Source organism: Mesorhizobium australafricanum (assembly GCF_033977265.1).
Lineage (GTDB): Bacteria > Pseudomonadota > Alphaproteobacteria > Rhizobiales > Rhizobiaceae > Mesorhizobium > Mesorhizobium australafricanum.
In genome coordinates this window covers 213415-227747 of record NZ_JAVIIT010000005.1, presented here as the reverse complement: position 1 = coordinate 227747, position 14333 = coordinate 213415, and the positions used below count along the sequence as shown (strand labels likewise).

The following is a 14333-nucleotide window of genomic DNA, read 5'->3' as shown; positions in this document are numbered from 1 at the left end:
GGTGGGCAGGGAAAAAACATCGATGTTCGAGCGCGTATTGTCCTTCCTGAGGGATATTCCGGCTGCCGGCGAGACTAGGCCGAGCGCCGACGATCCGCGCGTCGCGGCCTCAGCGCTGCTCTACCATGTGATGAACGCCGACGGCGTGCGCCAGGATGTCGAGTGGGAGCGGTTCAAGCAAATCCTGGCCGAGACCTATTCGGTGAGCGGCGAGGAGCTCGATGCGCTGGCCGCGGCCGGCGAGCGTGCCGACAACGAGGCGATCGACCTCTACGCCTTCACCAGCGTTCTCAAGCGCGATCTCGACGCCGAGGCGCGCAAGGCCTTCATCGGCCTGATGTGGGAAATCGTCTATGCCGATGGCGAGTTGGACGAGCTCGAGGACAACACGGTGTGGCGGGTCGCCGAACTGATCGGCGTCGAGCGTCGTGACCGCATCGAGGCGCGCCGCAAGGCGGCGGCCGCGGTGCCCGGCGCGCGGGGCAAATCCAGCGACGAATAACAGGATCCTTCGCCTTCCATGCCATCCAGACCGAGGCCGAGACCAAAAATCCTGATCGTGCTGCATCAGGAGACTTCGAGCCCCGGCCGCGTCGGCCATATGCTTCTGGAAGAAGGTTTCGATCTCGACATCCGCCGGCCGCCATTGGGCGAGCAGTTGCCCTGCACGCTGGACGATCATGCCGGCGCGGTGGTGTTCGGCGGGCCGATGAGCGCCAATGACGAGGATGAATTCGTCCGCCGCGAGACCGATTGGCTGGAAATCCCGCTGAAAGAGAACCGGCCGTTCCTCGGCATCTGCCTCGGCGCCCAGATGCTGGCCAACCATCTCGGCGGCAAGGTCGAGGGCCATGGCGAAGGCCTGGTCGAGATCGGCTGGTACCCATTGAAGGCAACCGATGCCGGCAAAAAGCTGCTGCACTGGCCGGAGATGGTCTACCAGTTCCACCGCGAGGGCTTTTCGCTGCCGAAGGAAGCGACGCTGCTGGCGACGGCGGAAACCTATCCCAACCAGGCTTTCCGCTATGGCGACAATGCCTGGGGTATCCAGTTCCATGGCGAACTGACCCGGGCGATGATGCAGCGCTGGGTGGTGCGCGGCGCGCATCGCTTCGAGCTCCCCGGCGCGCAACCCGGCCGCGACCATCTCGGCGGCCGGCTGATCTGGGACATGCACCTCAAGCGCTGGCTGGGCGAGTTTCTGGGGCTGATTTTTGGCAGGCCGGCGGTGGGGTAAAGTAAAACGAATTTGCTTCGAACGGCTGTGCTCGACTCAAAAAATTGCCTCCGCCTTCAAGGATTTTGCTCGCTAGTAAGCTCCTGTATTTTCTCGAGGAGATTTTTGACGAGCAGCCGGTAGACGCGCGTGAGTTCGTCCGGGGACAGTTCAACCCTGATGTCGTACTTGCCGGAATAGTTCGCCTGGAGATCAACGGTTCCGAACAGCGTCGTCGCGCCATCGCGAATGTCGGTGGCCACGATCATGTTCGCCAATGGCTGATCCAGCAGAATAACGCCTGGTTCTCCGGGATGATTGTGCGTTGTCGTGCGTATTTTCACAACGTAAACCTCCTGTCAGGTGAGAGCCCGCCTCCACATCAGCATCGGGCTCTTTCCAAGATAGAAGCCATCCCCTCGAAACGCGAGGAACAAAAACGGATGGTATCGGTGCGGTCCCGAATCTGTGTTATGCGCCGCCCAATCAATCAAAAGGAAGATACTGTGAGCGAACTGACCCTGGCCGAGGCGACCGAGAATATCTACGCCTCACTCCGAGCGGATAATGCCGAACTCGATGCGCATATCGCGGCACTCAAGGCGGCGTTGGCACGAGAGGGGAAGAAACAGGCGGTGTTCGATCCGACCAGGCTGGTGCAGAACAACCGCGCGGGCCGCAAGTTGATGCAGGCCTATTTTCGGCAGCGCGGCGTCAGCGTGAGCTTTTCGGAGTAGATCCGCTCTCGACCCTATCTCGTTGGTCGACGGCGTAGCCTGATTGATTGGCCCAAGCGTCGGATCCAGCGGCTTAAATGCATGTCGCCCAGAAGTGTACGCGGTTCTGCGACAACGACATGCATAAAACAAGGACTTAAAGCGCGTCGCCTGAATCCGTTTCAGCGCGACGCGCTTTAGATCCAGCGCTCAATCAGTTCCGGCTGTTTAGATGCCGGACCTGCCGCAGCGCAGGGAACAGATAGGCCCACAATCCTGCAACGGCGACGGCGCCGATGCCGCCGATCACAACCGCCGGGACGGTGCCGATCAGCGCCGCCATGGTGCCGGCACGGAATTCGCCGACTTCGTTGGAGGCGCCGACGAACACCTGGTTGACGGCATTGACGCGGCCGCGCACCTCGTCCGGCGTCCAGAGCTGGATCAGCGTCTCGCGGATGTAGACGCTGAACATGTCGGTGGCGCCGAGCAAGGCGAGCGCTGTGATCGACAGCCAGGTGATGGTCGAGATGCCGAACAGCACCGTGAAGGCGCCGAACAAAGCGACGAAGCCCAGCATGATCTTGCCGGCATGGTTGCGGATCGGGTGGCCGGCAAGCCAGACGGCGACGCAGACGGCGCCGATGCCGGGCGCCGAGCGCAGCAGGCCGAGACCCCAGGGACCGAGATGCAGTATGTCGCGCGCATAGACCGGCAGCAGCGCCGAGGCCCCGGACAGAAGCACGGCGAACAGGTCGAGGGAGATCGCGCCAAGCACGATCTTCTCGCTCCAGATGTAGCGGAAGCCGGCAAACAGCGTCTCCATTGTCGGTTTGTCCGTGGCGGTCTGCTGCGCGGGCTTCGGAATGGTGTAGATCAGCAAGGCGGCGGCGAGCATCAGGATGGCGGCGGTGGCGTAAGCGACTTCCGCCGAGACGCCGTAGAGCAGGCCGCCGGCAACCGGGCCGACGATGGTCGCCGTCTGCCAGGCCGACGAGTTCCAGGCGATCGCGTTGGCGAAATCCTCCTGCGGCACCAGATTGGCGAACAGCGAGGACGAAGCCGGCCCATAGAACGCGCGAGCAATGCCGAACATGACGAGCACGGCGAAGATCGGCAGCGGGCTGGTAAGACCGCGCAGCGTCAAAAAGAGCAGGCCCAACGCGCAACCGGCCTCGATCAGCGTCGACAAGGCCATGATCAGGCGACGGCCGAAGCGGTCGGCAACGACGCCGGTGACCAGCACCAGGAGCAGCGACGGCAGGAACTGGACGATGCCGACAATGCCGAGGTCGAACGGATCGCGGGTCAGGTCATAGACCTGCCAGCCGACGGCGACCGACACGATCATGGTGGCAAAAGTCGTGAGGAAGCGCGCCGTCCAGTAGCTGAGGAACGGGCGGTGCCGGAAGGCGGCGTAGCGCTGGTCAGGTGAAGTTGCTTCGACGGTCATGATACAAGGGCCCCGTTGTGACAACGGCCGGCGGGGCACTTCCACGGTGGGCGCTGGTCCGACCGCAACCCTTTAGACCAGTTCGCTTCGCCATGCGCGCAAAAAATCCGCGCTGGATCCAAGAAAATCGAAATTCTGCGCGACTAAAGCGCGTCGCGCTGAACCGGATTCAGGCGACGCGCTTTTAAGTCTTTGTTTTGATGCATGTCGTTGTCCCAGAACCGCTGCACACTTCTGGGCGACATGCATTAGTTTCCCGACACAGGGATTTTGAAAGGTTGCCGTTTGTCTTGGTGCAAGATTTTCCGTTCATTTCCGTGAAATCAGCGCCAACGCCGGAGATTGGTTGAAGCCGCCCCAACGTCGTCATTCTATGGCGGAGCAAGGAGCGAAGCGACGCGCGCAGACCATAGAATCCATGCCGTGACTTGGAAGCGTTGCTGCGGTGCAGAATTCTGCTCCGCAGCGCCTTCGATCAAGGCCACGGCATGGATTCTAGGGTCTACGCGGTACGCTTCGCTTCCCGCTCCGCCCTAGAATGACGATGGGGTGAGCGTTTCGGCCAATCTCCAAGGCAGGCATGCCACCTGCCAACGCAAACAGAGCCGACCGGTCAAAATCCCTGTGCAGTGCCACTAGAGCGGTTCCCCGTTTCACAGAAACGGCGAACCGCTCTATCTCTTTGTTTCGACGCAAACTCCGGACGGAAGGCTACGGCGAAGTCGCCGAGCCTAACCGCTTTACACTTTTCCGGGAATTGCTCTGGTGGCCACATCCAAGCCAAAAGCAGGAAGCCTGCCAAGGCGGATTCCTCGGCAGGCTTCCTCAAATCATCGAGTGTAGGCGCGTTATTTCAGGCCGTCGCCTTGGCCTTCCTGCCCCTGGCGGGCTTCACCGGTTCCGGTTCGGCCTTGCGGCCAAGCCCGATCGACTTGGCGAGCTGTGAGCGCGACGCCGCATAGTTCGGGGCGACCATCGGGTAGTCGACCGGCAAGCCCCATTTGGTCCGGTAAGCCTCCGGAGTCAGGCCGAAATGCACGCCGATATGGCGCTTCAGCGATTTGAACTTCTTCCCGTCCTCGAGACAGATGATGTAGTCCGGCGTCACGGAGCGCTTGGGATTGACTGCGGGGGTCGGCGGGGGCGCCGCGGGCTCCGCCGGTTGGCTGATCTCGCCGATCGATGAGGCGACGCTGGCGATCAGCTCGCCCAGGCCTGAAGCGGGCAGGCGGTTTTTCGCGACATAAGCCGATACGATGTGAGCGGTGATCTCAAGCAGGTCGACTTCCTTGGCTGTGCTGGTGTCCTCGTCCACGTAATCCCTCCATTTCTGCCGCAAGGTCGCGAAAACGATCCGGTTTTCGCGATGTGTAATGTTAGAGCGCTGCGAGCGTTGTTTGCGAATCCGGAAAGCCGCAGGGGTCGCAGGCCGGCGAATTCCTAGTCGGCAAATCTGCGCGGCGCAATGATCTGCCGCATCATTACACGTTATTTTGAACACCTATACTGAAATGTAACAATATCAGACGACCAGTGCCTTGTCGCGCCAAAGTCGAAATCCACCCGCGAAAGCGCGAGTGTTATCGCCACGCCGGGATTTTTCGGGTAATTCATCGAGCTTGTCGACATTGCCGCCGCCAATCACGATATAGTCGGGCTGCAAGGCGGCGCGAAGCCTGTCGACCACGTCGAAAACGTATCTGCGCCACTTTTTCTTCCCGCGCTTTATCAGGCCGCGCTCGCCGACATAATCCTCGAAACTCGCCCCCTTTTTGTAGGGAAGGTGGGCAAGCTCCATCGGCTGGCCGACATTCTTGATGATCATGGCAGCACCCAGGCCCGTGCCCAGGCCGAGGAAGAGCATGCGGCCGCCATCATAGCTGCCGATCGCCTGCATCAGCGCGTCATTGACGAGCTTCACCGGCTTGCCGAAGGCGGCGGTGAAATCATAGCCGTTCCAGCCCTTGCCGAGATTGAAGGGATCGAGCGAGGGCTTGTTGTCCCGCACGGGGCCGGGATAGCCCATCGAGATGACGTCGTATTCCAGGTCCTCGGCCAATTTCTTGACCGAGGCGACGACCTGGTCCGGTGTCAGGTTCGGCCCGGACGCGGTGCGGCGCATCTCGCCGCCGGCGCTGGTGAGGATCTTCACATGCGAGCCGCCGACATCGATGGTGAGCACGATCGGATCGCTGCCCGCCGCGGTCGTTTTTGATGCCTTCGCCATTTTGCCCTCCCCAGTCTACTTCGTCGGATTGATCCAGCCGTCGGGTGGACCGAAGCCTTTCATGGCATCGGCCGGTCCCCAGGTCTTGGGCGCGTAGATTGCCGGCGCCGTGGGGTCGCCGAGCACCGGGCCGACGATGCGCCAGGCAAGCTCGGCCGCGTCCTGGCGCGTGAAGAGCTGGCCGTTGCCGTTCATGGCGTCGCCGATCAGCCGCTCGTAGGGCGGCATGTCGCCCTTCGAGTCGTCGAGCGCGGTGAGCTCCACCTGCTCGCCGACCATGTCGTCGCCGGCTCTCTTGCGCTGCGCGCCGATCGAGATCGCTACCTGCGGATCGATGCGGAAGCGCACATAATTAGCGTCGCCAGGCTTGATCGGATCGAAGACGTCGAGCGGCGGCCGCTTCATCCGCACGATCACCTCGGTGGCGTGCACCGGCATGTTCTTGCCGGCGCGGATGAAGAAGGGCACGTCCCGCCAGCGCCATGTGTCGACGAAGAAGCGCACCGCGGCGAAGGTCTCCACCGGCGAGTTCGGTCGGACACCCGGCTCGGCGAGATAGCCATCGAACTGGCCGCGCACGACATCGTCCTTGGTCAGCGTGCGGATCGCGCGCAGCACCTGCACCTTCTCGTCGATCAGGTCGTCGGCCGAGCGGCCGACGGGCGGCTCCATGGCCAGCAGCAGCAGGATGTTGAGCAGATGGTTCTCGATCACGTCGCGGATGCAGCCGACATCGTCGTAGAAGCGGCCGCGGCCCTCGATGCCGAAATCCTCGGCCATTGTGATCTGCACGCTCTCGACGAAGTTGCGGTTCCAGATCGGCTCGAGGAAGGCGTTGGCGAAGCGGAAATAGAGCAGGTTCTGGATCGCTTCCTTGCCGAGATAGTGGTCGATGCGGAAGATCGACTGCTCGTCGAACACCAGATGCAGCACCCGGTTCAGCCAGCGCGCCGACTGCAGGTCGTGGCCGAAGGGCTTTTCCACCATCAGCCGCGCGCCGCGCGCGGTGCCGGACTGCTCCAGGCCCTGGACGACCGTCTCGAACATCGTTGGCGGCACGGCCATGTAGTGCAGCGGGTGTTGTGCCGGGCCCAGCGCAGTCTTCAGCTTCTCGAAGGTCGCGCCATCACGGTAGTCGCCGCTGACATAGCGCAGCAGCGAGGCCAGCTTGGCAAAGACCGCGTCGTCTATGCTGCCCAGCGCGGTGACGATGCCGTCACGGGCGCGGTCCACCAATTTGGGCAGGTCCCAAGGGTCGAAGGCGACGCCGATCACCGGCTCGGTCAGCGTCCCCTTGGCGACCATCTGGTAGAGCGCCGGGAAAATCTTCTTATGCGCAAGGTCGCCGGTCGCTCCGAAGAGCACCATGGTGTCGGACCTGTCCTGGCTCATGCCGTCTTTCTCCTCACGCGCCGGTCTTGGGCTTTTCGAGATGGCCGCCGAAAGCATAGCGCATGGCGGACAAGAGCTTGTCGGCGAATTGGGATTCGCCCTGCGAGGAGAAGCGGTCGAACAGCGCCGAGGACAGCACCGGCGCCGGGACGCCGGTGTCGATCGCCGCCTTCAGCGTCCAGCGGCCTTCGCCGGAATCCGAAACGCGGCCGCCGAACTGGGCGAGCGCCGGATCGCTCTTCAGCGCGCCTGCGGTGAGGTCGAGCAGCCAGGAGCCGATGACGCTGCCATGCCGCCAGACTTCGGCGACCGCGGGCAGGTCGACATCGAACTGATAGTATTGCGGATTTTCGAGCGGGCTGGTTTCCGCGTCCGCCGTCCGATCGCGTTTGCCGGCATTGGCCGACTTCAGGATGTTCATGCCTTCGGCATAGGCGGCCATGACGCCATATTCGATGCCGTTATGCACCATCTTGACGAAATGGCCGGCGCCGCTCGGCCCGCAATGGAGATAGCCGAAAGGCGCCGTGCCGGCATCCTTGGGCGGATTGGCGCCGGCATCGGCGCCCGGCGCCAGCGTGGCGAAGACCGAATCCAGATGCTTCACCGCCTCATCGGGACCACCGATCATCAGGCAGTAGCCGCGCTCCAGGCCCCAGACGCCGCCGCTGGTGCCGACATCGACGAAGTTGATGCCCTTCACCGCCAGCTTCGCCGCTTGGTCGACGGCATCGTGATAGTAGGAATTGCCGCCGTCGATGATGATGTCGCCCGGCTCCATCAGCGCCGCCACCTGGTCGACGATCCTGCCGGTGATCGCGGCCGGCAGCATCAGCCAGGCACAGCGCGGCTTGGCGAGCTTGCCGACGAACTCTTCCAGCGAGGCGGCGCCCACGGCGCCATCCTTGACCATGCCGGCGACGCTTGCCGAATTGATGTCGTAGACGACGCATTCATGGCCGTCGCGCATCAGGCGCCGCACCATATTGGCGCCCATCCTGCCCAGTCCCATCATTCCGATCTGCATGGTTTCATCCCGATTGCTTGAGGAAAATCTACTGGCGGTCCTGTCTGATCACGATCTTTCCAAAAAACCGGTGCCACTTTTTGGGATCATGATTGGGCATCGATATCGACGGTGAAGTCGACATTCTCCCAACGCATCGCTTCGGGCCAGAAAAAAGTGAAGACGATGGCGGTTCCCGGCGGCAGGCGGTTAACGGGCAAATCCACCAGATGGACGCCGAACGCATTTTTGACAGTCCTGCTATCCTGCACCGTCAGCCATTTGTCGCTGCTCCAATGAACGACGCCCGGCGACGAGAGCTCGACGCGCAGCGCCTTGCCGGCGGGAATGGAGCGGATTTTGTTGTTGAAGCGCCACGTCCTCAGCGGCGAGGCCGTCTTGCCCTTGATGTAGCGTTCGACGCCTTGCGGCGGCAGGTCGAAGACAGCGCCGTCGCGCAGCGAGCGCAACAGCTTGATGTGCTCGGCATGCGCCCAGACCAGCGGCATGGCGCTGCCTGAAGGAGCGCCCAGGCGCAGTTCGCGGTCGGGCAGGTCGGGGCGATCCCAGACCTGCTCCGGCAGCAGGCCGCCCACGCCCGCCGAGCGTTCCAAGGTTTCAAGCAGTTGCGCCGCCTTGTCCTTGCGGCCGGCGGCCAGTTCGTAGTGGGCGCGCTCGCCGGCAAGCAGCGGCCAAGGCCGACCCTGGCCGGTGCCGTCGAAAGGCGCGCCGTCCTCGTGCTCGCCATAGCCGTCGCCGGTATAGCGGTACCAGAGCGGGCCTTGCGGCAGTTCACAACGCAAAAGCGCGTCGATGGCTTTGACGGTATTGACGATGCGCGGATCGTCCGCGGCTCTGAGGCCAAAACGGACCAGCGCCAGCGCATCGGGACTGATGATCGCCCCGGCCGGCTTGTCCGTGTCGGCAGGCGGCCGGTTCTTGATCGGCACGAAGCCGTCCTTCGGTGAGGCGGCGCCGCCATCGTCGGGTGGCGCGATGCGGACATAATAGCCTGCGACGCCTGCGCTCGCACAAAGTCCGGTGCCCGTGACATAGGTCCAGCGCTCGATCTGGTCGTTCCAGCAATCGGCGGTCTCGCGGAGATAGTTTGCCGGCTCATTTTTGCCGAAGATATCGAGCATGTCGGCTGCGGCAAGCAACGCCGCGATCTCGACGGCCAGCGTGAACGGGCTGTAGCCGGCATCCTCTTCCCAGCGGTCCTCGCCGGTGACCGGCCCGTTGCGCACCACATAGGAGGCCGCGCTTTCGATCATTCCTGAGAAGTCGGCGAGTTTCGCGCGCGGCAGATGGCCGGCACGGCGCAAGGCGTCGGCCAGAAGCAGCGGAAAGGCGCATTCGTCCATCTGGATGCCCGGCCAATAGGCCGTGCCGTCCGACCAGGCATTCTGCGGCCAGTGGCCGTCCGGTTGCTGGATCGAGCGCAGGTAGGTGAGGATCTGCAGCGCCTGTTTGCCGTCGCCGGCAGCCAGAAAACCGCCCGCCGTCTCGACCAGGTCGCGCGGCCAGACGAGGTGATAGCCGCCGAGGTCGTCGTCGCCCTTGTTGAAGCCCCAGGGGATCGACAGGCTGGCAACGGCGGCGCCGGGTCTGGCGACCGATAGATGCGAGGCCAGCACCGCGGTGCTGACGCGGTAGGTGTTCAGCCCGGAAGCGCCGTGACGGTCGAGCTTTTCGAGCCCTGCCTGGAATTTCCGCCAGTTTTCGACATAGGTTTTCGCGGCCGGCTCGAAACCCTGCTTCAGGCTTGCCAAGGCGAGGTCGGCCGCTTCTTCCGGCGAAGCGCCGAAGCCGAGCGCCAGCAGGGCAACCGTCTTGCCGGTCGAAAAGCCGATCTCGCCGGTCAGCGCGACATTGCCGTGTTCGGCCACCTGGCAGGAAGGTTCGAGCGCGCCGACGTCATACAGTTGCTGCCAGCCGTCGGAAAAGCCGACATAGCCGGCCGAACAGTCGCCCCAGGGCAAAGAGGAGGCAAGCGCGAGCGAGACGCCGCGTCCGCTGGCGAAAAGAATACGCTGCCCCTTGTGTTCGCCGATCCAGGCGGTGTTGCCCATGCCGGCATTGACGAGATGCGGTGCAAGCAGCGCGTAGACGCGATGGTCGGCGGCGGGGCCCTCGAGCGCGGTGAAACTGGTTTCCTGCAGCAGGACAGGTCGTTTCGAATCCGCAACGATACGCTTCTCAATCCGGTAAGCGCCGTCGGAAGCAGTGTTGGTCAGCCGGTAGCCAGGGACCCCGTCCTCGAAAGGTTCGACGGTATGGGCCGCGTCGCGCTTCTCTTCGGAAAAATAGCCGCCAGGGCCGGTCACGACCAGCCCCAGGTCGCGCGTGCAGGCGCTGTCGAGGCGCGGATAATAGATTTCGTTCAGAATGCCGTGGCTGACGGTGAACCAGAGCGGGCTTTTTGCCGAAAGCGCGGTGCCGACGCCGCTCTTGGCGCTCGACGTCCAGCGCGCCGGAATCCCGGGCGCGCCTTTAGCAACGGTCGGCGTTACTGCCATCAAATTCTCTCTCCTGCCGCGTTCCTAGACCAGGAGCCGCCGTCTTTTCAATCGTCGCACCGCAAGTTGATCGGGCAGTGCCAATGCTTTGGAGTTGACAGCTTGCGGTTCCTCTGAATTTGTCTGACAATAGATAAAAAACAGGCAATTCGAGTTACGACCATCCGTTAAGACCAGCAACCTCGGGAGGAACCGACATGAAGAAACTGCTCGTATTGGGTGCATTCGCTGCGATGCTCGCCTCGGGCACCGCGCTTGCCGACACCAGCGGCAAGAAGATCGCCTTCTCCAACAATTATGCCGGCAATTCGTGGCGCCAGGCGATGCTCGACAGCTACGGCATCGTCACCAAGAAGGCGGTCGAGGACAAGGTGGTCGCGGCCGCCGACGTCTTCACCACCGCCGACAAGGAAGTGCCGACCCAGGCCGCCCAGGTGCAGAACCTGATCCTGCAGGGCTATGACGCCATCGTCATCAATGCCGCCTCCCCGGATGCGCTCAACGGCGCCATCAAGCAGGCCTGCGACGCCAACATCGTCGTCGTCTCCTTCGACGGCATCGTCACCGAGCCCTGCGCCTACCGCGTCGTCGTCGACTTCAAGGACATGGGCAAGCAGGAAGTCGAGCAGATGGCCAAGTTCCAGCCCAAGGGCGGCAACCTGCTGGAAATCCGCGGCCTAGCCGGCACCTCGATCGACGATGCCATCCATGCCGGCATCCTCGAAGGCGTCGCCGCCCATCCCGAGTTCAAGATCGTCGGGTCGGTGACCGGCGACTGGGATCAGACCACGGCGCAGAAGGCGGTGGCGACCATCCTGCCGTCGCTCCCCGACGTCGTCGGCATCGTCGACCAGGGCGGCGACGGCTATGGCGCCGCGCAAGCCTTCGCCGCCGCCGGCAAGCCGCGCCCGACCATCATCATGGGCAACCGCCAGGACGAGCTGAAGTGGTGGAAGGAGCAGAAGGAGAAGGACGGTTACAAGACCTGGTCGGCCTCGATCGCCCCCGGCGTGTCGACGCTCGCCTTCTGGGTGGCGCAGCAGGTGCTCGACGGTCGCAAGGACATCCCGCACGATCTCCTGGTGCCCTATCTCGCCTTCACTCAGGACGATTTCGAGGCTGCTTTGCCGAAGATCAAGGAGGGCGGCGTCGCCACCCACGAATACACGCAGGAAGAAGCCATCGCGGCCATCAAGGCCAACATCAAGCAATAGAGCATGATCCCGAAAAGTGTGCAGCGGTTTTCGGAAAAAATCATGCTCAAACAATAAGATAAAGTGGGATGACGATTCGAAGAAAAGTCGTCCCATTTTCGCGGCCAACGTTGCCAGCCGCATCGCCAACCGGATAAAAGTTGAGGATGCTCCAGGCTATTGCAGACATTGTAAGACTGGACGGCGCCGAAAAGCATTTCGGCGCCGTTCGGGCGCTTAACGGCGTCGACTTCCATGTCGGCGCCGGCGAGTGCGTCGGACTGGTCGGGCATAACGGCGCCGGCAAGTCGACGCTGATGCATATGGTGGCCGGCACGCTGCGGCCGGATGGCGGGCAGATCGCGGTGCGCGGCAATGCGGAAGCGAGTTATTCGGTGGCGCGCGCGCTCGAGCTCGGCATACGCTGCGTCTTCCAGGAATTGTCGCTCTGCCCCAACCTCAGCGTCGCCGAGAACACGCGCATCAACCATCGCGCGCTTACCGGTCTCGGCTGGCGGCGCAGGGCTGCCGATCTCATTGCCACCAAGCTCGACGAGATTTTTCCGGACCACGGCATTTCGGCGGATGACATTGCCGGCGATCTCTCGATCGGAAGGCGGCAGATGGTCGAGGTGGCGCGCGCCTTCACGCTGACCAGCGAGCCGCTGCATCTGGTCATCCTCGACGAGCCGACCTCTTCGCTCGACGCGCATACGGCGGGCCAGTTGCTCGCCTTCGTGCGCCGCTTCGTCGAGAAGGGCGGCAGCTGCATCCTGATCTCGCATGTGCTGGGCGAGGTGCTGCAGAATGCCGACCGCATCGTGGTGATGCGCGACGGCAAGGTGGTCGCGGCCGATGCCGCAAGCGCCTTCGACCGCGACAGGCTGGTCGCCGCCATGGGCGGCGCCGAAGGACATCAGAAGGGCGCTACCGAAGCCCGGAAGACCTCGCCCGGCGTGCTCAGGGTGCGGGCGCGCCCGGCCAGGCAGCAGGACGGCAAGGAGCTCGTCGCCCGCGCGGGCGAGATCATCGGTCTTGCCGGGCTAGCCGGCCACGGCCAGACCGACCTTTTGCTGGCGATCTTCGCGGCCGCCGCCCGAGCCAAGGCAGGCATGGAGGTGACCGCGCCGGTGGCGCTGGTCGCCGGCGACCGCCAGTCGGACGGTATTTTCGCGCTATGGTCGATCGCGCAGAACATCGGCATCCGCTCGCTGGCCCGGCTGCGCAACGGCCTGCTGATATCGCCGCAGCGCGAGGCCGAGCTCGCCGAATTCTGGAAGCAGAAGATCGGAATCCGTACGCCCGACATGAACAACAACATTTATTCACTTTCGGGCGGCAACCAGCAGAAGGCGCTGTTTGCCCGCGCGTTCGGCTCCGACGCAAGAATCGTGCTCATGGACGATCCGATGCGCGGTGTCGATATCGGCACCAAGCTCGAAGTCTACGACCTGGTGCGGGAGGAGGCCGCCAAGGGCCGCACCTTCCTCTGGTACACGACCGAAACCGAAGAGCTCGACAATTGCGACCACGTCTATGTCTTCAAGAACGGTCGCATCGTCGCCAATCTGCGGCGCGATGAGCTGACGGAGGAAAAGATCATCCAGTCCTCGTTCGGCGACGCGGCCTGAAATGACGGCAATCGCTCCCGGTACGGTCCCGAAAGCTTCACCGCGCGGTAGCGCGGCCAGGGCGCGCATGCTGCGCGGCCTTTTGCCGGCTTTGTCGCTGGCGCTGGTGCTGATCGCCATCGCCTGGCTCAACCCGCGCGCCATCAGCTATTTCGGCTTCAACCTCATGCTGAACCTGGCGATCCCGATCGCGCTGGCGACGATTGCGCAGATGTTCGTCATCGCCGGCAACGAGCTCGATCTGTCGATCGGAACGTTCGTCGGCTTCGTCGGCTGCGTCACCGCCACATGGCTGAGGGACGCGCCGCTCATCGGCATTCTGGTGTTGCTGGGTTCGATCGGCGTCTATGCGCTGCTCGGCGCGCTGATCCATCTGCGCAATCTGCCGTCGATCGTCGTGACGCTCGGCATGAGCTTCGTCTGGCAGGGACTTGCCATCCTGGTCCTGCCCAAGCCCGGCGGCAAGGCGCCGGACTGGCTGCTGGCGATCATGTCCTTCAAGCCGCCCTACATTCCGTTCCCGATCCTGGCCGCGCTGCTCATCGCCGTGGTCGTGCATTTCGGCCTGATGCGCACATCCTACGGGGTGATCCTGCGCGGTTCCGGCGGCAACGCCGCGGCGCTCAGGCGCGCCGGCTGGTCGCTGCTCCGCACCAAGGTGGTGCTCTTCGCGTTGACCGGGCTGTTCGGCGTGCTGTCCGGCATGGCGCTGATCGGCATCACCACCTCGGCCGACGCCAATATCGGCAACGGCTACACGCTGCTTTCCATAGCCGGCGTCATTCTGGGTGGCGGCGAGTTCGTTGGCGGCCGCGTGTCGCCGATCGGCGCGGTGCTCGGCGCATTGACGCTGGCGCTGGCCGCTTCGCCGCTGCTCACCTTCATGCACATCCCGCCCGACTGGCAGGTGGCCGCCAACGGCGCGATCCTGATCATCGTGCTGGCGGCACGCGTGCTGATCAGCCGCAGGGAGAGGTGAG

The 14333-nt window shown here is 63.5% G+C and carries 13 protein-coding genes; 6 read left to right on the top strand and 7 right to left on the bottom strand.

Annotation, left to right across the window (positions count from 1 at the left end; translation table 11 throughout):
* Nucleotides 1-22 precede the first annotated feature (22 nt).
* The gene (locus tag RFM98_RS12415; protein ID WP_320309139.1) at nucleotides 23-502 is read left to right on the top strand and encodes a tellurite resistance TerB family protein; all 480 of its coding nucleotides are present in this window, start codon (nucleotides 23-25) and stop codon (nucleotides 500-502) included.
* 18 nt (nucleotides 503-520) lie between these two features.
* Nucleotides 521-1237: a glutamine amidotransferase gene (locus tag RFM98_RS12410; RefSeq protein WP_320309138.1), complete on the top strand. Its 717-nt coding sequence runs from the start codon at nucleotides 521-523 to the stop codon at nucleotides 1235-1237.
* Between the two features lie 56 nt (nucleotides 1238-1293).
* On the opposite strand, the gene RFM98_RS12405 is transcribed toward RFM98_RS12410, so the two are convergent.
* Complete coding sequence (locus RFM98_RS12405) at nucleotides 1294-1560, bottom strand: hypothetical protein (protein ID WP_292330702.1); 267 nt, start codon at nucleotides 1558-1560, stop codon at nucleotides 1294-1296.
* A 129-nt stretch (nucleotides 1561-1689) separates the two neighbouring features.
* Between RFM98_RS12405 and RFM98_RS12400 the strand changes: the two genes are divergently transcribed.
* Nucleotides 1690-1953, top strand: coding sequence for a hypothetical protein (locus RFM98_RS12400; protein ID WP_320309284.1), 264 nt, complete (start codon nucleotides 1690-1692; stop codon nucleotides 1951-1953).
* Between the two features lie 193 nt (nucleotides 1954-2146).
* Here RFM98_RS12400 and RFM98_RS12395 read toward each other — a convergent pair whose 3' ends face one another.
* The 6 genes from RFM98_RS12395 to RFM98_RS12370 form a co-directional block, all read right to left on the bottom strand.
* Nucleotides 2147-3385, bottom strand: coding sequence for an MFS transporter (locus tag RFM98_RS12395; protein WP_430682297.1), 1239 nt, complete (start codon nucleotides 3383-3385; stop codon nucleotides 2147-2149).
* A gap of 853 nt (nucleotides 3386-4238) precedes the next feature.
* Complete coding sequence (locus RFM98_RS12390; RefSeq protein WP_320309137.1) at nucleotides 4239-4700, bottom strand: Ros/MucR family transcriptional regulator; 462 nt, start codon at nucleotides 4698-4700, stop codon at nucleotides 4239-4241.
* A gap of 207 nt (nucleotides 4701-4907) precedes the next feature.
* Nucleotides 4908-5612: an ROK family protein gene (locus RFM98_RS12385; protein WP_320309136.1), complete on the bottom strand. Its 705-nt coding sequence runs from the start codon at nucleotides 5610-5612 to the stop codon at nucleotides 4908-4910.
* Nucleotides 5613-5627: 15 nt separating this feature from the next.
* Nucleotides 5628-7004 carry a glucose-6-phosphate dehydrogenase gene (gene zwf / locus RFM98_RS12380; RefSeq protein WP_320309135.1) on the bottom strand — a complete coding sequence of 459 codons (1377 nt, stop codon included), beginning with the start codon at nucleotides 7002-7004 and terminating at the stop codon, nucleotides 5628-5630.
* Between the two features lie 13 nt (nucleotides 7005-7017).
* Complete coding sequence (gene gnd / locus RFM98_RS12375) at nucleotides 7018-8031, bottom strand: phosphogluconate dehydrogenase (NAD(+)-dependent, decarboxylating) (protein WP_320309134.1); 1014 nt, start codon at nucleotides 8029-8031, stop codon at nucleotides 7018-7020.
* Nucleotides 8032-8117: 86 nt separating this feature from the next.
* Nucleotides 8118-10529 carry a glucan 1,4-alpha-glucosidase gene (locus RFM98_RS12370; protein WP_320309133.1) on the bottom strand — a complete coding sequence of 804 codons (2412 nt, stop codon included), beginning with the start codon at nucleotides 10527-10529 and terminating at the stop codon, nucleotides 8118-8120.
* Nucleotides 10530-10726: 197 nt separating this feature from the next.
* On the opposite strand from RFM98_RS12370, the gene RFM98_RS12365 reads away from it, so the two are divergent.
* The 3 genes from RFM98_RS12365 to RFM98_RS12355 all read left to right on the top strand — a co-directional run bounded on the left by RFM98_RS12365 (nucleotide 10727) and on the right by RFM98_RS12355 (nucleotide 14332).
* Nucleotides 10727-11743, top strand: a complete 1017-nt coding sequence (locus tag RFM98_RS12365; protein WP_320309132.1) for an ABC transporter substrate-binding protein — start codon at nucleotides 10727-10729, stop codon at nucleotides 11741-11743.
* Between the two features lie 146 nt (nucleotides 11744-11889).
* The gene (locus RFM98_RS12360; protein WP_320309131.1) at nucleotides 11890-13353 is read left to right on the top strand and encodes a sugar ABC transporter ATP-binding protein; all 1464 of its coding nucleotides are present in this window, start codon (nucleotides 11890-11892) and stop codon (nucleotides 13351-13353) included.
* A 1-nt stretch (nucleotide 13354) separates the two neighbouring features.
* On the top strand, nucleotides 13355-14332 hold the full coding sequence (locus tag RFM98_RS12355) for an ABC transporter permease (RefSeq protein ID WP_320309130.1): 978 nt from the start codon (nucleotides 13355-13357) through the stop codon (nucleotides 14330-14332).
* Nucleotide 14333: the final 1 nt, after the last annotated feature.